Raw genomic sequence first — 23,083 nt, forward strand, 5'->3', positions numbered from 1 at the left:
ATTCTCAAATCTTGTAGGAATGTGTCTGTTAAGCTGGCGCCAATTCACTGGCGCATGACCAGTTATCAAGCGAATGAAAAAATCGCAGGCTTCAGCTCCCACAAAAAAATCAAACACACCGTGCAGTCTTTTCGGGATACAACCATGGTTGCTATTACCCCCACACCCAAAATCAAGAACCTCGACAAACTGTTGATGCATTGCCAGCGCCGTCGCTATGCGGCCAAAAGCAACATCATCTGTGCCGGCGACCGCTCGGACACGTTGTTCTTCATCATCAAGGGCTCGGTCACCATCCTGATCGAGGACGACGATGGCCGCGAGATGATCATCTCCTACCTGAATGCCGGGGACTTCTTCGGTGAGCTTGGGTTGTTTGAACAGGCTGGCCTGGAACAGGAACGCAGTGCCTGGGTTCGGGCCAAGGTCGAATGCGAAGTCGCGGAAATCAGCTACGCGAAATTCCGTGAATTGTCCCAGCAAGATCCAGACATTCTTTACGTACTCAGCGGACAAATCGCACAGCGTCTGCGCAATACCACGCGCAAGGTCGGCGACCTGGCGTTCTTTGACGTAACCGGTCGCGTTGCCCGCTGCCTGCTGGAGTTGTGCAAGCAGCCGGACGCCATGACTCATCCGGATGGCATGCAGATCAAGGTAACCCGTCAGGAAATCGGGCGGATTGTCGGGTGTTCCCGGGAGATGGTCGGTCGCGTGCTCAAGGATCTTGAAGAACGCAACCTGGTGGACGTCAAAGGCAAGACCATGGTGGTCTTCGGAACGCGCTAAGCCTCGAACATTTCCGTCAGCAACTGGCGGTACAGCGCGTCGAGGCGTTCCAGCGCATCCGGTGCGGCGAACTTTTCATGCAGGGCGATGTGGCTTTCGGCGCGAACCCGTTGTTCCAGGCCGCACGCCTCATTGAAGCGGTTAACCGCCGCAACCATCGACTCCCGTTCGTTATCCAGCAACAAGGCCCCGTGCACCAACCCGACCGGACGCGTGCCACCCTTGCTCTGGCGCCAGCGTTGGGCGGTGCCAACCATCTTGCGGCCGTCAAGGTTGACGTTGAAACGACCATCGCAGAAGGCTCCTTCGACTTCGCCCAATGATGAAGTGCCGCCGAGTTCATCCAGCAGCTGACAAATCGGGTCGCAGAGTCGGCGATAGGCGGTTTCGATTCGATTCTGGTCGCCTTCACTGCGGGGCGGCGCGTAGACCAGTGCGATGTTGATGGTTGAAGACGATTGCGGAACCGGCTCGCCGCCGGTTTCGCGCAGCAGCACTGGCCAGCCAGCGGCGGCCGATACTTCGCAGGCGGATTCGAATTGAGGCAGGCGATTCAAGCGGCGCGGCATGACCAAGGCGCGGTCATTGGGTTGCCAGAACAGCAGGCTGAATTCTGAGTTACCGGTGCAGACGGAAGCCAGCAGATCCTGTTCGGCGAGGAGGCCGGCTTCGGTGGTCAGCGAGGTGATCAGGGTCATAAGGTATTCCGTCGGACGTTAAGTCTATGGTGCGTCTTATGCCGTCATCGCGAGCAAGCTCGCTCCCACATTTAATCAAGGGTGCTCACACATTTTGTGTCCACCACCAGGCACTGTGGGAGCGAGCTTGCTCGCGATGCTTTGTTCAGTCGAGTGTAGAACCACTCACAGCAGAACCACGCTCAGGGAAGAACAACCGCTGCAGTTCAGTCCCAGGGCTTTCTGCGCGCATGAACGCTTCACCAACCAGGAACGCGTACACGTCGCTGATTTCCATCAGCTCAACATCGGCGCGGTTGAAAATGCCACTCTCGGTAATCACCAGGCGATCACGAGGAATACGCGGCAGCAGGTCGAGGGTGGTTTCCAGGCTGACGTCGAAGGTGTGCAGGTTGCGGTTGTTCACGCCGACCAATGGCGTATCGAGGGTTTTCAAGGCCCGCTCCAACTCGTTGCCGTCGTGGACTTCGACCAGCACATCGAGGCCGACGCTTTTCGCCACGGCGGCCAGTTCGGCCATTTTCACGTCGTCCAGTGCGGAGACAATCAACAGTACGCTGTCAGCACCCAAGGCTCGGGCTTCAACGATCTGGTATGGATCGATCATGAAATCCTTGCGGATCACCGGCAGCTTGCACGCCGCGCGAGCCTGCTGCAGATATGCATCGGCACCCTGGAAGTAGTCGATATCGGTGAGCACCGAGAGGCAGGTGGCGCCGCCCTTCTCGTAGCTTTTGGCGATGTCGGCGGGAACGAAGTTCTCGCGGATCACGCCCTTGCTCGGCGAAGCTTTTTTGATCTCGGCAATCACCGCCGGCTGCTTGAGTTTGGCCTGGGCGATCAGTGCCTTGGCAAAACCACGGGGGGCATCGGCTGCCTTGGCCAGGCTTTCCAGCTCGGCCAGGCTGACACGGGCGCTACGCTCGGCAACTTCCTGGACCTTGCGAGCCAGAATGTTTTCCAGAACCGTCGGTACACTCATCCCTCATTCTCCACTCGAAATACCGCGGTAAACGCACCCAGCTCCTCGAGTTTCTCCCGAGCGAGGCCGGTGTGCAGCGCGTCGTGCGCCAGGGCAACGCCCTCTTTCAAACTTGTTGCGTGGTCAGCGGCATACAGTGCGGCACCGGCATTGAGCACAATCATCTCGGCGGCTTTCTGGCCGTTCTCGGTCTTGCGCTTGCCCAGGGCATCGCGGATCAGTTCGAGGGAAGCGGCCGGGCTGTCGACCGCCAGGCCGTGCAGGCTCTGGCTCTTCATGCCCAGGTCTTCCGGCTCGACCCAATACTCGGTGATCTGGTCATTCTTCAGTTCCGCGACAAAGGTCGGCGCGGCCAGACTGAATTCGTCCAGGCCATCCTTCGAGTGCACCACCAGCACATGCTTGCTGCCCAGACGCTGCAAGACTTCGGCCAATGGCCGGCACAGCGCCGGGGTGAACACGCCCACCACCTGATGTTTCACGCCGGCCGGATTCGTAAGCGGGCCGAGCATGTTGAACAGGGTACGCAGGCCAAGATCCTTGCGCGGGCCGGCGGCGTACTTCATGGCGCTGTGGTGAGTCTGGGCAAACATGAAACCGATGCCGACGTTGTCGATGCAGCGCGCCACCTGGACCGGCGTCAGGTTCAGGTAGATCCCGGCCGCCTCCAGCAGATCGGCGCTGCCGCTCTTGCCCGAGACTGCACGGTTACCGTGTTTGGCCACGGTGCAACCAGCCGCTGCGACCACGAAGGAAGACGCGGTCGAAACGTTGAAGATATTCGCACCGTCACCGCCGGTGCCAACCACATCAACGACGCCGTCGAGGGTCTTGAGCTCAACCTTGTCTGCCAGCTCACGCATGACCGACACGGCGCCGACGATTTCGTCGATGCTTTCGCTCTTCATGCGCATGGCCATCATGAACGCGCCGATCTGCGCGTCCGAGCATTGCCCGGTCATGATTTCGCGCATCACATCGCGCATTTCATCGGTGCTGAGGTCGAGGTGATCGACGATACGGCCCAGGGCTGTCTTGATGTTCATGAAAAGTCCTTAGCGCGTGCCGCCGGTTTGTTTGAGGAAGTTGGCGAACAGCTCGTGGCCCTGCTCGGTGAGGATCGATTCAGGGTGAAATTGCACACCCTCGATGTTCAGCGTCTTGTGGCGCAGGCCCATGATCTCGTCGACCGAGCCGTCTTCGAGCTGGGTCCAGGCGGTCAGCTCCAGGCAGTCAGGCAGGGTTTCGCGCTTGACGATCAGCGAGTGGTAACGAGTGACCGTCAGCGGCCGGTTCAGGCCTTCGAAAACGCCCTTGTCCTCGTGGAATACCGGACTAGTCTTACCGTGCATGACCTGACGGGCGCGCACCACATCACCGCCAAAGGCCTGGCCGATGGACTGGTGGCCAAGGCAGACGCCGAGGATCGGCAGTTTGCCGGCGAAGTGCTTGATCGCCTCGATGGAGATACCGGCTTCGGTCGGCGTGCAAGGACCGGGGGACACGACGATGCGCTCAGGGTTGAGGGCTTCGATTTCAGCAATGGTGAGTTCGTCGTTGCGCACGACTTTAACCTGGGAGCCGAGCTCACCAAGGTACTGCACAACGTTGTAGGTAAAGGAGTCGTAGTTATCGATCATCAGCAACATGGCGTGGGGAACCTCTTGAATTCACTGACTTTTAAGACAGCCTTCGAATGATTACCCGCAGTGTGCTGCGCTTTGTCAGGTGCTGGAGTGGCGCCAGCAAAGCGGCATTTCATACAGGTAAAGAAGGCAAAGCGGTACAGGTCCGGCGAGGCCGGCAAAAGAATTCAGGCGCGCCAACGCCAGCGGGCGTGTGCCTTGATGACTTGATCCAGGAGTTTGCTGATGATCAACACGGGAAAGGTCTCATTCATACGTCTTGGCACAGTAACTTAGCTGGGCAGAGCGTGCAATATGGCGCACGCGAAGGCTCGCGAAACAAATGAAGGGTTAGCGACAGATGGCAAAAGGCCGGAAGTTTTTGGTACTGTCGTTTCGTTCACTACAACAATAAATAAACGGACTTGCACATGATCAAACAGACGTTGTTTGTACCGCTCGCCAGTTGCCTGCTCGCCATGGCCTGCGCCCAGGCGAATGCGGCGCCCAATCCTTACACGAATTTCGTCGTCTTCGGCGACAGCCTCAACGATGCCGGGACATTTGCCGACACCGGTGGGCCTGCCGGGGCAACCGAGCGCTTCACCAACCGCACCGGCCCGGTCTATCTGGATGGCAGCGGTGAAGTCCGTTCGCTCAACGCCACTCAGATACTGGGCGGAAAACTGGGGTTCACGCCGGACCAGACAGCGTCATCCTCCTCGGCGGTACGTGCCAACGAAGGCCTGCCCGATGGCAACAACTGGGCGGTCGGCGGTTATCGCACCGACCAGATTCTCGATTCGATCACCAGCACCTCCGCCACGGGCGAACGCACCCGTGCGGGCTATCTGCCGTCGAACAACTTCCGCGCCGACCCGAATGCGCTGTACTACCTCTCGGGCGGTGGTAACGATTTCCTTCAGGGCCGCGTGACCAGCCTGCCCCAAGCCAGCGCCGCCGCCGATCGCCTGGCCAGCAGCGTACAAACCCTGCAACAGGCCGGCGCACGTTACGTCATGGTCTGGTTGCTGCCGGATATCGGTTTCACCCCGGCGTTCAACGGCACTCCGCTGCAAGCCTTCACTTCCCAACTCAGCAGCCAGTTCAACACTGAACTGGTAAGCCAACTGCAAGGCATCAACGCCAACATCATCCCGCTGAACATTCCGGTACTGCTCAAAGAGACGTTTGCCAATCCGGGGCAGTTCGGCCTGGCTACTGACCAGAACCTGAGCGCCACCTGCTTCAGCGGCAACAGTTGCACCGAGAACGCCCGCTACGGGATCAACAGCGCCACCCCGGACCCGACCAAGCTGATCTACAACGACTCGGTGCACCCGACCGAGGCCGGGCAACGCCTGATTGCCGATTACGCCTACTCGCTGCTGTCCGCACCATGGGAAGCAACCCTGTTGCCACAAATGGCCCAGGGCACGTTGCGCTCGCATCAGGATGAGTTGCGCAACCAATGGCTGGCGGATTGGGAAAACTGGCAAGGCGTGGGTCAATGGCGCGCGATTGTCGCCGCCGGCGGCCAACACCAGGATTTCGACAGCCAGCGCAGTGGCGCCAGTGCTGACGGCAATGGTGCCAACCTGAACATCGGTGGCAGCTACCGGCTGAACGACGCATGGCGCGTTGGCCTGGCGGCTGGTTTCTACAATCAAAAACTTGAAGCCGGCGATAACGATTCGGACTACAAGCTCAACACTTATATGGGTACAGCTTTCGCCCAGTACCAGCAGAACCGCTGGTGGGGTGACGCGGCAGTGACCGCCGGGCATCTGGATTACGATAGCCTCAAACGTAAATTCCAGTTGGGGGTCAACGAACGCGGGGAAAAAGGCGATACCGACGGCTATGTACTGGCCTTCAGCAGTCGCCTGGGTTACGACATCGCACCAGAAGCAACCAGCCCATGGCACCTGTCGCCGTTTGTCAGCGCTGATTTCGCCAAGGTTGAAGTCGATGGTTACTCAGAAGATGGCGCTGACTCCACCGCGTTGACGTTCGATGACCAGTCGCGCATCTCCCGGCGTCTTGGCATTGGCCTGCAGGGCAAGTACCAGATCACTTCGCAGACTCAGGTGTTTGGTGAACTGGCCCACGAGCGCGAGTACAACGACGATACCCAGGATGTGACCATGAACCTCAACAGTCTGCCGAACAACCGTTACACCCTGGCCGGCTATACCCCGCAGACCAACCTGAACCGCCTGAATTTGGGCGTGAGTCATAACCTCACCAGGGATTTGGCATTGCGGGCCAGTTATGACATTCGCAAGGATGATGACTTTACCCAGCAAGGCATTAACGTTGGAGTGGCGTTGGACTTCTAAATCGCAGGCCATAAAAAACGCGGCGCCCTCACAGGCGCCGCGTTTTTTTATGCTGGTGAAATCCCTGTGGGAGCGGGCTTGCTCGCGAAGAGGGAGTGTCAGTCAGCACACATGTCGCCTGACACGACGCCTTCGCGAGCAAGCCCGCTCCCACAGGATCAGTGCAATCAGTGGGAATAAAAGCTCGCAGCAGAACTCAAGCGTCCGGGGTTTGCTCGGCCAATGCCACGGCACGGAACATCGCGCGGCGTTTGTTCAGGGTTTCTTCCCATTCCAGCGCCGGCACCGAATCAGCGACGATGCCGCCACCGGCCTGCACGTGCAGTTCGCCGTCCTTGATCACTGCGGTGCGAATCGCAATCGCGGTGTCCATGTTGCCGTTCCAGGCAAAGTAACCGACAGCACCGCCGTAGACGCCACGCTTGACCGGTTCCAGCTCGTCGATGATTTCCATCGCACGAATCTTCGGCGCGCCGGACAACGTGCCCGCCGGCAGAATCGCTCGCAGTGCATCCATCGCCGTCAGCCCGGCCTTCAGTTGCCCGGTGACGTTGGACACGATGTGCATCACGTTGGAATAACGCTCGATGACCATTTTCTCGGTGAGCTTCACCGAGCCGATTTCCGAGACCCGGCCTGTGTCGTTACGACCGAGATCGATGAGCATCAAGTGCTCGGCAATCTCCTTGTCGTCCGACAGCAAGTCTTTCTCCAACGCCAGATCGGCCTCTTCGTTGGCCCCGCGGGGGCGGGTGCCGGCAATCGGGCGCACGGTGATCAGGTTGTCTTCGACCCGCACCAGCACTTCCGGCGAACTGCCGACGACATGGAAGTCGCCGAAGTTGAAGAAGTACATGTAAGGCGTCGGGTTGAAGCAGCGCAGCGCCCGGTACAGATCGATTGGCGCAGCCTTGAAGTCGATCGACATGCGCTGGGACGGCACGACCTGCATGCAGTCACCGGCGAGGATGTATTCCTTGATGGTGTCGACAGCTTTTTCGTAATCGTCCTGGGTGAAACTCGAACGGAACACCGGGTCAGCGGATTGTTGCTTGCTGAAATCCAGGCCGCGACGTGGCGTGATCGGCTGACGGAGTTGTTCCAGCAACGCTTCCAGGCGAGCCTGGCCTTGCTCGAAGGCATCGGCCTGCGCAGGGTCGGCCAGGACAATCGCGTGCATCTTGCCGGCGAGGTTGTCGAACACCACCACTGCGTCGGAAACCATCAACAGAATGTCCGGCACGCCCAACGGATCCGGGTTCGGGCACTTGCCCAGACGCTTCTCCACATAGCGCACACAGTCATAACCGAAGTAACCCACCAGACCGCCATTGAAGCGCGGCAGGCCGGGGATGGTCGGGACGTTGTAGCGGGCTTTGAATTCTTCGACGAAGGCCAGCGGATCTTCGGCTTCGTGGCTTTCGATCTCGACGCCGTCGTGGGTCACGCTGATGTGGTGATCGTGAACCCGCAGCACGGTGCGGCACGGCAGGCCGATGATCGAGTAACGGCCCCATTTCTCGCCGCCCTGTACCGACTCCAGCAAGTAGGAGTTGGGCTGGTCAGCCAGTTTCAGGTAGATCGACAACGGCGTGTCGAAGTCGGCCAGGGTTTCACAGGCCATCGGGATACGGTTGTAGCCGGCAGCGGCCAAACGCAGGAATTCTTCGCGGATCATGGGGTAGCCTCGTGGCTTGAGGGTCTAACAGTCAGGTATGCAAACGCGCCGGGATACCGGCCAGGAACAAGTCAGGCGCGCCAACGCCAGCGGGCCAGGGCCTTGATGACTTTCATCCAGAGTTTGCGAGTGACCACCACGATGGGATTTCCAGCAGGGGATTGAAGAGCGTCGGGCAACGTTATCTCAGCGGCCGGGTCCAGGCAACCGGGAATTAGCTTGCGCAGATCGTCGATCACCAACGCCGGTGACTCTTCGGCAATCGGCCGGCCATGGTTGTAGCCATAACTCAGGGCCACACACTTGACCCCCGCCGCTTTCGCCGCCAGCACATCGCTGCGCGAATCGCCGACAAACAACGATTGTGAGGCCGGAATATTGGCCATTTTCATCACGAAAAACAGCGCCGCCGGGTCAGGCTTCTTTTGCGGCAAGGTGTCGCCGCCGATGATCCATTTGAAGTAACGGCCGATTTTCATCTGATCCAGCAGCGGCGCGACAAAGCGCTCCGGCTTGTTGGTGATCAGCGCCATCGCAACGCCCTGCTTGTGCAGCCACTTCAGGGTATCGCGTACGCCGGGATAGACCACGGTCAGTTCATGGCTCTCACTGTAAGCCTCCATGAAAATCTCCAGCGCGCCTTCGGCCTCGCCGTCATCGACCGTCGAATGGTCGATGCCACCGGCCAGCGCACGGCGAACCAGCACCGGCGCGCCGTTGCCGACCCACTCGCGCACCGACTCGAGGCCGGCGGGTTCGCGGCCCATCTTGAGCAGCATGTTATCCACGGCAACCGCGAGGTCGGGGACCGAATCGATCAACGTGCCATCCAGATCGAACATCACCAGCCGCGGCAGGCGCCCCGGGAACAGCTGCTCAAAGCCACTCATGGACGAGCCAGCGCCAGCTCGGCGCGCATCTTCTCGATCACTTCCTGGTAGTTCGGCGCATTGAAGATCGCCGAGCCAGCCACAAAGGTGTCGGCGCCCGCAGCGGCGATTTCGCGAATGTTGTTCACATTCACGCCGCCGTCGATTTCCAGGCGAATGTCGCGACCGGAGGCATCGATCAGCGCGCGGGCCTGACGCAGTTTGTCGAGGGTGCCAGGAATGAACTTCTGCCCGCCGAAGCCCGGGTTGACGCTCATCAGCAAGATCATGTCGACCTTGTCCATCACGTACTCGAGCACGCTCAACGGAGTCGCCGGGTTGAACACCAGGCCGGATTTGCAGCCGCCTTCGCGGATCAGTTGCAGCGAGCGGTCGACGTGTTGCGTGGCTTCCGGGTGGAAGGTGATGTAAGTCGCGCCAGCCTCGATGAAGTCACCGACGATGCGGTCCACCGGGCTGACCATCAAGTGTGCGTCGATCGGCGCGGTCACGCCGTACTTGCGCAGTGCCGCGCAGACCATCGGGCCGATGGTCAGGTTGGGTACGTAGTGGTTGTCCATGACATCGAAGTGCACGAAGTCGGCGCCAGCGGCAAGGACGTTATCCACTTCTTCACCCAGGCGGGCGAAGTCGGCGGAGAGAATCGACGGAGCAATTACGAAGGGCTGCATGACGCACCTTTTCTGAGCAAAATCACGATGGCGCGCATTGTATACCTCATGCTTTGACGCGCGCACTGTGACCGCGATGATTGGGCCTGCCTACAATCATTAAGTGACGGCAGGCTCTAGTACGCCGCCCGATAGATCTTCTCGATATCGACAGCACTCAATTTGCGCGGATTATTGCGCATCAAGCGCTCAATCCCCGCCGCCTCCACGGCCATCGCCGGGATCGCGTCTTCAGGTACGCCGAAGCTGCGCAGGCCCAGGGGGATTTCCACCGCCAGGCACAATGCGGTCATTGCCTCCACGGCTTTGTCCGCGGCATCGGTGGCGCTGAGATGAGCGGTTTTCACGCCCATGGCCTCGGCAATATCCTGCATGCGCTCTACACAGGCCAACTTGTTCCAGGTCATGACATACGGCAGCAGCAATGCATTGCTGACGCCGTGCGCAATGTTGTAGCGCCCACCCAACGGATATGCCAACGCATGCACCGCGCCGACCCCGGCATTGCCGAACGCCATGCCGGCCATCAGGCTGGCGGTGGCCATGTCTTCGCGGGCTTGCAGGTTGGCCGGGTTGGCGTAGGCCTTGGGCAGCGCCTGGGTGATCAGCTTGATTGCGCCGATGGCCAGGGCATCGGTGATTGCCGAGGCATTCAGCGACAGATAAGACTCGACGGCATGCACCAGCGCATCGACGCCGCTGGCGGCGGTGACACTGCGCGGGCAAGTCAGAGTCATTTGCGGGCTGACCAATGCAACGTCCGGTAATAGATAGTCGCTGACGATGCCTTTCTTCAACTGCGCGAGCTTGTCGGAGAGGATCGCCACGTTGGTGACTTCCGAACCGGTGCCGGCGGTGGTCGGGATGGCGATCAGCGGCGGGCCTTTGCGCGGTACCTGATCGACGCCGAACAAATCTTCCAGCGCGCCGTGATAACCGGCGTAGGCCGCCACGCTCTTGGCGATGTCGATGGCGCTGCCGCCGCCCAAGCCAATCAACCCGTCATGCCCGCCTTCGCGGTACACGCGCATGCAGTCTTCAACGATGGCGATTTCTGGGTCGGGCAGTACGCGGTCGAAAATTTCGTAGGTGCGATCACCCAGATGCGCCAGCGCCAGCTCGACCGTGCCGGACTTGACCAGGGCGGCATCAGTGACGATCAGCGGGTTATCGACATCCAGGCGAGTCAGCTCGGCGGCCAGTTGCTCGATGGCAGCGGCGCCGGTGATCAGTTTGTGGGCAATTTTGAAAGAGGAAAGACTCATGTGCGCAGCCTCTTATCGTTAGGGGAGCTGGGCACAATAGTAGCTGGGGATTGGGGTTTGTCTGTTATTCAGCCAATGAATGACCAAACATCGCGACTGCCGCACAAAACCACTGTGGGAGCGGGCTTGCTCGCGAAAGCGTCAGCACATCCAACATCCATGTGACTGAAAGACCGCTTTCGCGAGCAAGCCCGCTCCCACATTTGACCGCGTACGACTTCAAACCTGCGCGGTACGCAGTTTCTCGCTGCGGCCACGCAACCATTCCAGGGTCAGCAACAGGATCACCGAGAAGGCAATCAGCAGCGTCGCCGCAGCCGCAATCGTCGGGCTGAGGTTTTCGCGGATGCCACTGAACATCTGCCGTGGCAAGGTCGCTTGTTCGGGGCCGGCGAGGAACAGCGTCACCACCACTTCATCGAACGAGGTGGCGAAGGCAAACAGCGCCCCGGAAATCACGCCCGGCGCGATCAACGGCAAAGTTACCCGGCGGAATGCCGTCAGCGGTGAAGCCCCGAGGCTGGCAGCAGCACGCACCAGGTTGTGGTTGAAACCCTGCAACGTCGCCGACACCGTGATGATCACAAACGGCACGCCCAACACTGCGTGCACCACGATCAGCGAGAAAAAGCTGTTGCCCAGGCCCAACGGGGCGAAGAACAGATAACTCGCCACACCAATGATCACCACCGGGACCACCATTGGCGAAATCACCAACGCCATCACCAGCGCCTTGCCCGGGAAGTCCCCGCGGGTCAGGCCAATCGCCGCCAGCGTGCCGAAGACCATCGCCAGCACCGTGGCCGCCGGGGCGACGATGATGCTGTTCTTCAGCGAGCGCATCCATTCCGCCGAAGCGAAGAAGTCCTGATACCAGTGCAGCGAGAAGCCTTGCAGCGGGTACACCAGGAAACTGCCCGAGTTGAACGACAGCGGAATGATCACCAGCACCGGCAGGATCAGGAACAACAAAACCAGGCCGCAGAGAATCCGCAAGCTGTAGAACCACACCCGTTCGATGGGCGACATATAAGGACTCAGCATTTCATTCTCCCCTTAGCTCAGGCGCAGGCGACTGGCGCCCACCAGCCAGCTGTAAATCAGATAAAGCACCACGGTCGCCAACAGCAGCAGCCCACCGAGTGCGGTCGCCATACCCCAGTTGATGCTGGTGTTGGTGTAGAAGGCGACGAAGTAACTGACCATCTGATCGTTCGGGCTGCCCAGCAACGCCGGAGTGATGTAGTAGCCGATGGCGAGGATGAACACCAACAGGCAACCGGCGCCGACACCGGCATAGGTCTGCGGGAAATACACCCGCCAGAAGCTGGCGAACGGGTGGCAGCCGAGGGAAATCGCGGCACGCATGTAAGTCGGCGAGATGCCTTTCATCACGCTGTAGATCGGCAGGATCATGAACGGCAGCAGGATGTGCACCATCGAGATGTAAACCCCGGTGCGGTTGAACACCAGTTCCAGCGGCTTATCGATGATGCCCATGGCCATCAGGCCGCTGTTGATCAACCCGCCGGACTGCAGCAACACAATCCACGCAGCAACGCGCACCAGGATCGACGTCCAGAACGGCAGCAGCACCAGAATCATCAGCAGGTTGCTTTGGCGCGATGGCAGGTTCGCCAGCAGGTAGGCCAATGGATAGGCCAGGAACAGGCAGATCACGGTGATGACCAGGCCCATCCAGAACGTGCGGGCGAAGATGTCGAGGTAGATCGCTTGATCCGGGGTGGCCGGGGCCACTTCGCCGAGGTCGTCGATCCGGTGATCGACCGCCGCCAGCAAGTAGTAAGGCGTGATGCTGCTGGTGTTGCGCCGCACGGCCTGCCAATAGGCCGGATCACCCCAACGTTCATCGAGACCTTCCAGCGCTTCTTTATAAGAGGCCGGTTCGGTGGTGAACGGCAAGGCGCGGGCGGTTTTGGTCAGCAGGCTGCGGTAGCCGGCCAACTCCATGTTCAAGCGCTTGGACAAGTCGCCCAAGGTCTGGTTTTTGCGCGCTTCAGCGAGGTCTTCGCTGGCAGCCTTGTAAACCGGTTCAGCGGGCAGGCCTCGGCCATCCCAACTGGCGATAGCCGTCACGGTGCGCGGCATGCCGCCGACCACTTCCGGGTTACCGACACTTTTGTAGAGCAGCGCCACGATCGGCACCAGGAACACCAGCAACAGGAACAGCACCAATGGCGCGATCAAGGCTTGTGCTTTCCAGCGGTTGATCCGCTCGGCGTGCTTGAGCCGCTGCTTCAAGGTGGGGTCAGTGCCCGCGTTCAGGGGAATGGCGGTGGCCATGGCGTACTCCGGAAATCTTTGATCAATCGTTGAAGTGGGAGCGAACTTGTGGCGAGGGAGCTTGTGTGGCGAGGGGATTTATCCCCGCTCGGCTGCGTAGCAGTCGCAAATCCGATGAATGCGGTGTACCTGAAACTCTGTAGTCGCAGGTTTTGGGGCCGCTTCGCGACCCAACGGGGATAAATCCCCTCACCACATAAATCTCTTCACCACACAAATCCCCAACACAAAAGCTCGCCCTCACAGGAGGGCGAGCCCTCTAGTTACTTCGCAGCCCAGGAATTGAAGCGCTGTTCCAGTTGCTCGCCGTTGTCAGCCCAGAAGCTGACGTCGATCTGCACCTGGTTGGCGATGTTTTCCGGGGTGGTCGGCATGTCTTTCAACACGTCTTTGGCCAGCAACGGTACGGCTTGGGTGTTGGCCGGGCCGTAAGCGATGTTTTCCGAGTAGGTCTTCTGCTGCTGCGGCATCACGGAGTACGCGATGAATTTCTTCGCCGCTTCGGCACGGGTTTTATCCAGGCCTTTTGGAATCGCCCACGCGTCGAAGTCGTAGATCCCGCCGTTCCACACCACTTTCAGGTTACTTTCTTTCTGCACGGCGGCGATCCGGCCGTTGTAGGCCGAACTCATGACCACGTCACCGGAAGCGAGGTATTGCGGCGGTTGCGCGCCGGCTTCCCACCACTGGATGTTTGGCTTGAGCTCATCAAGTTTCTTGAACGCGCGGTCCTGGCCATCTTTGCCGGCCAGCACTTTGTAGACGTCTTTCGGCGCAACGCCGTCGGCCATCAGAGCGAATTCCAAGGTGTACTTGGCGCCTTTACGCAGGCCGCGCTTGCCCGGGAATTTCTTGGTGTCCCAGAAATCGACCCAGCTAGTCGGTGCGGAAGCCAATTTGTCGGCGTTGTAGGCCAACACGGTCGACCACACGAAGAAGCCCACGCCGCACGGCTGGATCGCGCCTTTGACGTAGTCTTCAGTCTTGCCGAACAACTTCGGATCGAGCTGCTCGAACATGTCCTCGTCGCAACCACGGGACAGTTCTGGCGATTCAACTTCTACCAGGTCCCAGGACACGCTCTTGGTGTCGACCATAGCTTTGACCTTGGCCATTTCACCGTTGTATTCGCCCGCGACGATCTTGCCGTTGCCCGCCGCTTCCCACGGTGCGTAGAAGGCTTTGGCCTGCGCCGCCTTGTTCGCCCCGCCAAAAGACACCACGGTCAGGTCCGGACCCGCCGCCATCGCGTGCGCCGCACCGATCATGCCCATGACCAAAGCGGTTAATTTCAGGGATCTCAACATTTATTGTTCTCTCCACGTGCAGGGTTGGTGTTGGTATTGCGGGGGGCGATTAATGCGCCTCTAGAAGTGGGTCGAGCGCGCGGACGTGCTCAACCTGCCAGCCAAGCGGTACCACGTCGCCAACCGCCAGCTCGGGATCGAGCTCGGCAATTGGTTGTTTCACGAAAAAGTCGGTCTTGCCGCAGACTTCCAAGCGAACCCGGACGTGGTCGCCCAGATAGATGAATTCCGCCACCCTTCCTGAGAAGCGGTTGACGCAGGATTCGCTCGAACCATTGAGGCTCACGCGTTCCGGGCGAATCGACAGCGTGACCGGTTCGCCGGTCTTGCCGACGTTGACCGCCAGCGCTTCAACCTTTTCACCGCGCCCCAGCTCGACGATGCAGCGGTCGCCGGTCTGGCTGTGCAAGCGGCCGTTGAGACGGTTGTTCTCGCCGATGAAGTTGGCCACGAAGGTGTTCTTCGGTTCTTCGTAGAGGGTGCGCGGCGGGGCGATCTGCTGGATCTCGCCCTGGTGGAACACCGCCACCCGGTCGGACATGGTCAGGGCTTCGCCCTGGTCGTGGGTCACGTAGACCACGGTCACGCCGAGGCGCTGGTGCAGGTGTTTGATTTCCATCTGCATGTGTTCACGCAGTTGTTTGTCCAGCGCACCGAGGGGTTCATCCATCAGCACCAATTGCGGTTCGAACACCAACGCACGGGCCAATGCCACACGCTGCTGCTGACCACCGGACAGTTGCGCCGGGTAACGCTGGGCGAACGCATCGAGCTGGACCATGCTCAGGACTTTCTTGACCTTGTCGCTGACATCGCTCTTGTTCAAGCCGCGCACGGTCAGCGGGAACGCCAGGTTCTCGGCCACGGTCATGTGCGGGAACAGCGCGTAGTTCTGGAACACCATGCCGATGTCGCGCTTGTGCGGCGGCACGTTATTGATGGAGCGCCCGGCCAGCAGGATTTCCCCGGCGGTCGGGGTTTCGAAACCGGCGAGCATCATCAGGCTGGTGGTCTTGCCGGAGCCGGACGGCCCGAGCAAGGTGAGGAATTCGCCTTTGCGAATGTCCAGGTTGAGGTCTTTGACGATCAGGTTCTCGCCGTCGTAGCTTTTTTGCACTCCACGAAAGCTGACCAGAATGTCATTGGCCCCTGCACTTGAATCGACCTGGCTCATACCCACACCTTTGTTGTTGATGACTGCTTGTGGACTAAGCCTAGTGGACGCTGGGGACCACGCAAATCGGGGCGCAGGAGAGAATCGCCTCAGCCGGATGGAAGGTTGGGGGTAGGGATTGCCCTACAAAGATGGCGCGTTTTGGTAAGCGCAGCGGCAAGTGGTCAGTTACAAGCCATGAGGACAGGCAAAAGCGGGGTTGCGGGGTGTCGCAAATGGATATGCCGACGCGATCCCTGTAGGAGCGAGGCTTGCCCGCGAAGGCGGTGTGTCAGTCCACATTGATGTTGAATGTGCTGACGCTTTCGCGGGCAAGCCTCGCTCCGACAGGATTGCGTGTCAGGCAATATTGATGTCGACTGACATGGCCCCTTCGCGAGCAAGCCCGCTCCCACAGGGGGAATGCAGTGAGTCAGTAGGAATCGGCGTTTTCAGAGAAGTTTGTGTTCCATCGCGTATTTCACCAATTCCGCCAGGGAGGTGATGTTGAGCTTCTGCATCAGCCGCGCCTTGTGGGTGCTGATGGTTTTGCTGCTCAGGGCTAGTTGCTGGGCGATGTCGTTGACGTTGGCGCCCTGAGCCAGGCGCTCGAACACCGAGAACTCGCGCTCCGAGAGTAATGAATGCAGCGGTCGCGAATCGGTCAGGCCGACTTCAAAGACCATGCGGTCGGCCAGGTCCGGGTCGATGTAGCGCCCGCCCGCCGCGACCTTGCGGATCGCCGTCAGCAACAGCGCCGGATCACTGTCCTTAGTGGCATAGCCAGCAGCACCAACCTTCAACGCCCGGGCGGCCATTTGCGCCTCGTCGTGCATCGACAGCACCAGGATCGCCGGCGGATTGTTCAATGCGCGAATCCGTGGAATCGCCTCCAGCCCATTGACCCCGGGCATGGAGATGTCCAGTAGCACCACTTCGCAGGGCACATGACGCAGGGTTTCGAGCAACTGCTCGCCATTGCTCGCCTCCCCCACCACCAGCAAGTCCTTGGCCAGGCCGATCAATTGCTTGATGCCTTCGCGGACGATGGTGTGGTCTTCGGCTACCAGTACACGGATCACGTTTTTCTCCAGATTGAAAATCTATCGCGAGCAAGCTCGCTCCCACAGTGAGTGGGGTGCGCCAGAGATCGATGTCTCAACCCAAATCCCTTGTGGGAGCGAGCTTGCTCGCGATGACGTCAGCAAAGACACCAAAAAACCATCAAACCTCATCCAAAGGCACTCGCACACTTAGCGTCGCGCCTTCCCCCGGCTCACTCTCAAGCGATAACTGCCCGCCCATGATCAACACCCGCTCACGCATGCCCACCACGCCAAACGACGTCGGCCGACCCGTAGCGGCGACAAATCCTACGCCATCATCGCTGACGGTCAGGCACAACTCATCGCCTTCCAGCGTCAATGTCAGTTCGACAGTATGCGCCTGGGCATGGCGCATGACATTGGTCAGCGCTTCCTGAAGGATGCGGAACAAGCCAATCGCCTTGGCATCGCTGAGCACCGGAAGATTCTCCGGCACCTGCACCAGGCACGGAATCTGTGTACGCGCCTCGAAACGCCGGGCCTGCCATTCGATGGCCGAGGCGATCCCGGCATCGAGAATCGGTGGCCGCAACGCCGTGGCCACGTCCCGCACCAGTTGAAACAGTTGGGCGATCAGGCGCTTCATGCTGTTCAAGCGTTCGTTCAGACCCGGATCGAGCTGGGCGTAGGCCAATTCGCACATGGAGGTTTCCAGTTTCAACACGGTCAGCATCTGCCCCAGTTCATCGTGGACTTCCCGGGCGATACGGGCCTTTTCCTCTTCCCGCACGCTCTCCAGGTGCGCCGACAACTCGCGCAGTTGCTCCCGGGAACTGGCCAGTTCCAACTCGATGCGCTTGCTCTCGCTGATGTCCCAGACGATCCCGTCCCAGACATACGCGCCGTCCTCCAGCCGCCGGGTAATCGCTTTGATCTCGGCCCAGCGCTCTTCACCCGAACGCGTCAGAATCCGCCCTTGCCACGACCAGTCGCTGTCCGTGTCCAGCGCATGATCCTGCGTCTGGTGATAACTGGCCTTGTCGTCCGGGTGCACCAGGCTGCGCAGTCCTTTATCCCGATGGGCCAGGGTCGCCGGCGAATAACCGACCAGGCTCTCGCTGCCTTCGCTGATGTAGGCAAAATCGATTTGCCCGGTCACCGGCGCCCGCTCCAGGCGAAAGACCAATCCCGGAACGTTGGCGGCAATCCCTTGCAGCCGTGCCTCGCTTTCCTGCAAAGCAGCCAGGGCACGACGGCGTTCGGTGACGTCATTGAGGTACACCACCAGGTATTCGCCATCGCGAAACCGCAGGAAGCTCAACGACACATCCGCTGGCAGAACGCTGCCGTCAGCCCGAACACAGTTGGTTTCGAAACTTTGCGGCCCCTCTTCGCTGGCCCGCGCGCGTTTCCACAGGTTCAGCCAGCGGTCCATGTGCAGGCCGGGCTCGAAGTCGATCAAGGGACGGTCGATAATCCCGCCGGGCGGATAGCCGAGCATGCTTTCAGCGGCGCGGTTGGCGTAGCGCACATGGCTGTCCCAGTTGACCCACAGAATGCCGACGGTACTTTGATCAATAGAAAACTGGGTCAGGCGCAGCGCTTCTTCGCTGGCCTGGCGCAGGGCGATGTCCTCTCGCGCCGCCAGCAGCCGCTGCTCCAGACTGTGTTGCTGGCGCCGCTGCCAGAACACGATGGCCAGGCTGCTCAGCAACAGCAACGCCAGCAACAGGCAAAGGTTTTGCCAGAATCCCGGCGACTCGGACAGCCGCGGATATTTCGGTTGCAGCCATTGGCTGTGCAGTTGCTCCAGATCCTTTGCCGGGATCGCTCGCAGCGCACTTTCGACGATGCCGGCCAGCTCCGGCCAGTCCCGGCGCGTGGCCACCCGCAGCAATTGCGGCAAGCCAATATCGCCTACGACCACCAGCCCGGCGAACTCGGGTTCGGCGGATAAACGCCCCAGTTGCGCCTCGTCGACCACCGCGTAACCGGCCTGCTGACTCAACAGCAACTGCAACGCCTGGCGCTCGATTGGCACGCCTTGCAGATTCAGATGTGGAAAGTTACTGCGCAGGTAATCGGCGGTGGCGCTGGGCATGCGCACGGCGACGCGGGTCTGGCTGTCGAGTTTTTCCAGCTCCACCACACCGGCGCCCTTCTGGTCACTGACCACCAGTTGCGGCACGCGCATGTACGGATCGGAAAACTGCCAAAGCCTGAGCCCGCCGGGGGTTTGGGTCAGTCCCGGGGCGATATCGACTTCACCTTCGCGGACCGCGGCTTCCAGTTGCTCCACGTCGGGAAAGTTGCGCCAGCTGAGCTCGACTTTGAGCGCCTTGGCCAGCCACTTCATCAGCTCGACGTTGACTCCGGACAAGCGTTGCAAGCGGCGATCGTATTGCGCATAGGGCGCCTGCAACACCAGGCCGACGCGCAATTCGCCATGCTCCGCCAGCCATTGCTGCTGGGCCGTCGACAACTGAGCAACGTGCGCCGGGGGCGCGGGCGCCGCCCAGCCCATCAAGGGAAACCACAAACAGCCGATAACCCACAGGCAGCGAAAACGCATCATTGAAGTCTCACACACTGACAAATACTGACCAACCCATTAGGCTGCCGGAATAACTTCTGGCCTGGAATATCCGATGCCCCCTGTCTACCGCCTGGCACTGCCAGCATTGTGCCTGTCGCTGATCCTGCCTTGCGCCTTTTCCGTCGAGGCCGCCGACCCTGCTCCTGCCACTGCGGAAAAATCCGCCGAAGCAAAACCGGTCGAACGTCAGCCGCTGCTTGAGCGTAGTCAGGAAGAAGCGACCGCACTGGAGCGACAAGTCCCAGCCCACGAACAGCAACAGCTTCAGGCCGGCGCCGATACGTTTCTGGCCCTGTGGAAACCGGCCAATACCGCCGAGCCCAAAGGCGCGGTGATTATCATCCCCGGCGCCGGTGAAACCGTTGACTGGCCGCAAGCAATCAGCCCTTTGCGCAACAAATTGCCGGACGCCGAGTGGAGCAGCCTGAGTATCACCTTGCCAGACCTGCAAAGCGATGCCATTGCGCCACGTATCGTCGAAGCGGCGCCAGCGCCCAAAGCTGCAGAAACCGGCAGCAAGGACTCGACCACCGCCCCGCCCATTGAGCAAGCAGCCGGTGGTGAAGCGGATGTCGCCGATAAAGCCATCGCTGAAACCACAGAGGAACAGGCCAAGGCCGACGCCGAGCGAATCTTCGCCCGCATCGATGCCGCGATCGCTTTTGCAGAACAGCAAAGCGCTCGGCGCATCGTGGTGTTGGGACATGGCACCGGGGCTTACTGGGCCGCACGCTACCTGAGCGAAAAGCAGCCTTCGCAAGTGGAGAAGTTCGTGATGGTCGCGGCGCAGACGCCGGTGACAGGCAAACCCGCCCTGGCCGAACTGACCCCGACCTTGAAACTGCCGACGGCCGACCTCTTCTATATGGACAAGCCGCTGGATCGCAATGCCGCGCTTGAGCGGTTGCAGGCGAGTAAACGCTTGAAGAATTCGGCGTTCAGCCAGGTATCGCTCAAGGCGTTGCCGGGCAATGCCAAGGCTGAGCAAGAGCAACTGTTTCGCCGGGTGCGCGGGTGGTTGAATCCGAAGCCTGTGGCGGAGTGATAGACCGAGTCGCCCCTTTCGCGGGCAAGCCTCGCTCCTACAGAGTGGTCCAAAAAAACTGGACCCCAACAGGCTTGCCCGCGAAGGCGGCCTCACTAACAACACAAATTAAATGCTGCTAGCGAAAATCCCGCCGTTCCTTGATCAACGTATAGGCGTTATGCAACTCGCGCGTCTTGTCCGTCGCCTCACGCACCTGCAACGCCGTCGCCCCCGAACCGGCAATTTTGTCCGGATGATGACGACTGAGCAGACGCCGATACGCCCGCTTGATCTGCGCCGGCTCACTGGTAGCCGACACACCCAATAACCGCATGGCGTCCTGATAGGTCACGGCGCTGCTGACTTGCGGACGTTTCTGCGGTTCATAATCATGGGCCAACGCCAGTACCTGTTGCGGCGTCCATCCCAGCCATTTGCCCCATTGAGCCAACAACTCACGCTCACTGGCGCCCGCGCGACCATCAGCCCAGACCATCCGCCAACAGGCGCGCAGTACGCCTTCGGCGGCATGCGGCTGAGCACTCAAGCGCCGTAGATAACCGCGCAACCGGTCGTGCCCGGTTTTGCCACGATTAAACGCGGCAATGGCGCGACGCTGCGCCGATTCGGTCATGTCCAGTGAGCGCATCTCTTGGCGGGCCTGCTGGATATGCCCATCCACCACGCGCCCGTCGCACTTGGCCAGCCGGCCCAGCAACACGAACAACAGTTCATCGTTGCGCAACACCGGTCGCCCGCCGAGTTTTTCACGCAAATGCGCCCAGCTTTGCAGATGCAGGCGCCGGTCTAGCGCCTGTCCCAACAACGCGCCGAGCATGGCCCCCGGAATGCTGGCTATGGCAAAGCCCGCTCCGGCTCCGATCAGAGTCCCTGGCCACAACATGTCAGCGGCTCGCTTCTATCAGAGTTTCGGCTTCGGCCAGGCGCTCGTAGGTGCCGACATCCACCCAGTGCCCGTCCAGGCGTTCACCCGTCACTTGCCCCGCAGCCATGGCTTTGCGAAACAGCGGCGCCAATTTGAAAGCGCCGGCTGAGCAACCCTCGAACAGCTTCGGGTGAAGCACGGCGATGCCGCTGTAGGTCAGGGTTTTGGCGTCCGGTTGCCCATCGCGCACTTGTCCGTCGATCAGAACGAAATCCCCCGCAGGGTGATGAGCCGGATTGTCCGCCAGCACCAGGTGAGCCAGCCCGGCAATCGGTTGGCGCAACGCGTTGAAGTCGTAATCGGTCCAGATATCGCCGTTGACCACCACAAACGCTTCATCGCCCAGCAACGGCAGTGCGCGGAATATCCCGCCACCGGTTTCCAGCGGCTCACCTTCCGGCGAATACTGAATGCTGACGCCATAGCGCGAGCCATCGCCCAGATAGTCTTCGATCTGCTGACCAAGCCAGGCGTGGTTAATCACGATCTCGCTGAACCCGGCGGCCGCCAAGGCGCGCAGGTGATACTCGATCAACGGCACACCGCCGGCACGCACCAGCGGTTTGGGCGTGGTCAGGGTCAGCGGGCGCATGCGTTCGCCTTTGCCCGCGGCCAGAATCATTGCCTTCATGCACTAGCTCCAGCACGCAGACTGGCCAGCAGCACATCCAGCTCCGCCAATTCGGGACGACGGGCAATCACTGCCTCTATATAAGCAAAGAAACGCGGCACGTCGGCGAGGTAGCGCGGCTTGCCGTCGCGGTGACAGATGCGCGCGAAAATGCCGATCACTTTCAAGTGACGCTGCACGCCCATCAGGTCGCTGGCACGGCGGAACTCTTCGAAGTCAGGCTGAACCGGGATGCCCAGCGCACCGGCCTGTTGCCAGTAATCCTGCAACCAGGCGTGCACGCGCTCTTCCGGCCAACTGAGGAATGCATCCTTGAACAGGCAAGTCACGTCGTAGGTCACTGGACCATAGACCGCGTCCTGGAAATCCAGCACACCCGGATTCGGCTCACTGAGCATCAGGTTGCGTGGCATGTAGTCGCGATGCACCAGTACTTTTGGCTGGGCCAGGGCACTGTCGATCAACAGGTCGCTGACCTGCTGCCAGAGGGTTTGCTGAGCGGCGTCAAACTCGATGCCCAACTCTTGCTTCACGTACCACTCGGGGAACAGTTCCAGTTCACGACGCAGAAGTGCCACGTCGTAACTTGGCAACGGCGCCACCATCGGCAACTGCTGAAATGCCAACAATGCCTGTAGGGCATCCTTGAACAAATCGTCGGCGTTTTCGCTGTCGATCACGTCCAGATACGTCTTGTTGCCCAGGTCATTGAGCAGAAGAAAACCGCGTTCAAGGTCTTCAGCGTAAATTTTCGGAACATTAATTCCGGATTTCGCCAGCAGAAAAGCAATATCCACGAAGGGTTTGCAGTTTTCCTGAGGCGGTGGAGCATCCATCACGACAAAACTTTTGCCCTCGCCTTCCCAGCGGAAATAGCGTCGGAAACTCGCGTCGCTACTGGCCGCAGTCAACGTGGCCGGGGGTACAGCACCCCAGCCTTGCTCTGCAAAGAGGGTCGCCAATTGTTCATCGAGCCAAACTTTCAGGTGTTGCAAGCGTACATCTTGGTCAGGCATTACAAGGGTCTCCGACGGCGCTAGCCGTCAAGCGGGTCATGCTTTATTATCCAGCATCTTTTTCAGACCATCGAGAGGCGTGCGGCCCACACCGCGGGCAGATGGCACGCAGGAAGC

At 60.2% G+C, this 23,083-nt stretch carries 20 protein-coding genes; 3 read left to right on the top strand and 17 right to left on the bottom strand.

The features are described 5' to 3' along the window. Positions 1–144: 144 nt before the first annotated feature. Positions 145–789: a cAMP-activated global transcriptional regulator CRP gene (crp, locus tag ACWIKB_RS00070; protein ID WP_054044118.1), complete on the top strand. Its 645-nt coding sequence runs from the start codon at positions 145–147 to the stop codon at positions 787–789. Here crp and ACWIKB_RS00075 read toward each other — a convergent pair. From ACWIKB_RS00075 to ACWIKB_RS00090, 4 genes are all read right to left on the bottom strand, one after another. Then, positions 786–1,487, bottom strand: a complete 702-nt coding sequence (locus ACWIKB_RS00075; protein ID WP_475264827.1) for a lipoate--protein ligase family protein — start codon at positions 1,485–1,487, stop codon at positions 786–788. The two genes, crp and ACWIKB_RS00075, sit on opposite strands and share 4 nt — an antisense overlap. A 145-nt stretch (positions 1,488–1,632) precedes the next feature. After that, positions 1,633–2,469, bottom strand: coding sequence for an indole-3-glycerol phosphate synthase TrpC (gene trpC, locus ACWIKB_RS00080; RefSeq protein WP_475264828.1), 837 nt, complete (start codon positions 2,467–2,469; stop codon positions 1,633–1,635). Then, the gene (gene trpD / locus ACWIKB_RS00085) at positions 2,466–3,515 is read right to left on the bottom strand and encodes an anthranilate phosphoribosyltransferase (RefSeq protein WP_054044121.1); all 1,050 of its coding nucleotides are present in this window, start codon (positions 3,513–3,515) and stop codon (positions 2,466–2,468) included. Before trpD ends, trpC begins: the two co-directional genes overlap by 4 nt. 9 nt (positions 3,516–3,524) lie before the next feature. After that, positions 3,525–4,118: an aminodeoxychorismate/anthranilate synthase component II gene (locus ACWIKB_RS00090; protein ID WP_007906885.1), complete on the bottom strand. Its 594-nt coding sequence runs from the start codon at positions 4,116–4,118 to the stop codon at positions 3,525–3,527. 407 nt (positions 4,119–4,525) lie between these two features. Between ACWIKB_RS00090 and estP the strand changes: the two genes are divergently transcribed. Continuing rightward, positions 4,526–6,436 (top strand): esterase EstP, encoded by a 1,911-nt coding sequence (gene estP, locus ACWIKB_RS00095; RefSeq protein ID WP_475264829.1) that lies wholly within the window; start codon positions 4,526–4,528, stop codon positions 6,434–6,436. 196 nt (positions 6,437–6,632) lie between these two features. Here estP and trpE read toward each other — a convergent pair whose 3' ends face one another. The 10 genes from trpE to ACWIKB_RS00145 all read right to left on the bottom strand — a co-directional run bounded on the left by trpE (position 6,633) and on the right by ACWIKB_RS00145 (position 19,325). After that, positions 6,633–8,114, bottom strand: coding sequence for an anthranilate synthase component I (trpE, locus tag ACWIKB_RS00100; protein WP_475264830.1), 1,482 nt, complete (start codon positions 8,112–8,114; stop codon positions 6,633–6,635). A gap of 71 nt (positions 8,115–8,185) precedes the next feature. Next, the gene (locus ACWIKB_RS00105; protein ID WP_475264831.1) at positions 8,186–9,004 is read right to left on the bottom strand and encodes a phosphoglycolate phosphatase; all 819 of its coding nucleotides are present in this window, start codon (positions 9,002–9,004) and stop codon (positions 8,186–8,188) included. Continuing rightward, on the bottom strand, positions 9,001–9,675 hold the full coding sequence (rpe, locus tag ACWIKB_RS00110) for a ribulose-phosphate 3-epimerase (RefSeq protein WP_475264832.1): 675 nt from the start codon (positions 9,673–9,675) through the stop codon (positions 9,001–9,003). Before rpe ends, ACWIKB_RS00105 begins: the two co-directional genes overlap by 4 nt. Before the next feature lie 116 nt (positions 9,676–9,791). Beyond that, positions 9,792–10,940: an iron-containing alcohol dehydrogenase gene (locus tag ACWIKB_RS00115; protein ID WP_475264833.1), complete on the bottom strand. Its 1,149-nt coding sequence runs from the start codon at positions 10,938–10,940 to the stop codon at positions 9,792–9,794. 219 nt (positions 10,941–11,159) lie between these two features. Then, positions 11,160–11,984, bottom strand: a complete 825-nt coding sequence (locus tag ACWIKB_RS00120; RefSeq protein WP_133835769.1) for an ABC transporter permease — start codon at positions 11,982–11,984, stop codon at positions 11,160–11,162. Positions 11,985–11,996: 12 nt separating this feature from the next. After that, positions 11,997–13,244: an ABC transporter permease gene (locus ACWIKB_RS00125; RefSeq protein ID WP_475264834.1), complete on the bottom strand. Its 1,248-nt coding sequence runs from the start codon at positions 13,242–13,244 to the stop codon at positions 11,997–11,999. A gap of 263 nt (positions 13,245–13,507) precedes the next feature. Beyond that, a complete protein-coding gene (locus ACWIKB_RS00130; RefSeq protein ID WP_475264835.1) occupies positions 13,508–14,551 on the bottom strand; it encodes an ABC transporter substrate-binding protein in 1,044 nt (347 codons plus the stop codon). A gap of 49 nt (positions 14,552–14,600) precedes the next feature. Beyond that, a complete protein-coding gene (locus ACWIKB_RS00135; protein WP_054044130.1) occupies positions 14,601–15,725 on the bottom strand; it encodes an ABC transporter ATP-binding protein in 1,125 nt (374 codons plus the stop codon). 431 nt (positions 15,726–16,156) lie between these two features. Beyond that, entirely contained in the window at positions 16,157–16,786 is a 630-nt protein-coding gene (locus tag ACWIKB_RS00140) for a response regulator (protein ID WP_003210977.1), read from the bottom strand. 142 nt (positions 16,787–16,928) lie between these two features. Further along, the gene (locus ACWIKB_RS00145) at positions 16,929–19,325 is read right to left on the bottom strand and encodes a PAS domain-containing sensor histidine kinase (protein ID WP_475264836.1); all 2,397 of its coding nucleotides are present in this window, start codon (positions 19,323–19,325) and stop codon (positions 16,929–16,931) included. A 73-nt stretch (positions 19,326–19,398) separates the two neighbouring features. Between ACWIKB_RS00145 and ACWIKB_RS00150 the strand changes: the two genes are divergently transcribed. Next, positions 19,399–20,391: an alpha/beta hydrolase family protein gene (locus ACWIKB_RS00150; protein WP_475264837.1), complete on the top strand. Its 993-nt coding sequence runs from the start codon at positions 19,399–19,401 to the stop codon at positions 20,389–20,391. Positions 20,392–20,509: 118 nt separating this feature from the next. On the opposite strand, the gene ACWIKB_RS00155 is transcribed toward ACWIKB_RS00150, so the two are convergent. The 3 genes from ACWIKB_RS00155 to ACWIKB_RS00165 are packed head-to-tail and all read right to left on the bottom strand — an operon-like array spanning position 20,510 to position 22,966. Next, positions 20,510–21,277, bottom strand: coding sequence for a TerB family tellurite resistance protein (locus ACWIKB_RS00155; RefSeq protein ID WP_475264838.1), 768 nt, complete (start codon positions 21,275–21,277; stop codon positions 20,510–20,512). Position 21,278: 1 nt separating this feature from the next. Beyond that, positions 21,279–21,950: an N-acetylmuramate alpha-1-phosphate uridylyltransferase MurU gene (gene murU, locus ACWIKB_RS00160; protein WP_475264839.1), complete on the bottom strand. Its 672-nt coding sequence runs from the start codon at positions 21,948–21,950 to the stop codon at positions 21,279–21,281. Next, positions 21,947–22,966 carry an aminoglycoside phosphotransferase family protein gene (locus tag ACWIKB_RS00165; protein WP_475264840.1) on the bottom strand — a complete coding sequence of 340 codons (1,020 nt, stop codon included), beginning with the start codon at positions 22,964–22,966 and terminating at the stop codon, positions 21,947–21,949. The genes murU and ACWIKB_RS00165 overlap by 4 nt, the downstream gene beginning before the upstream one ends. Positions 22,967–23,083 lie beyond the last annotated feature (117 nt).

The organism is Pseudomonas sp. 5Vm1k (assembly GCF_056161485.1).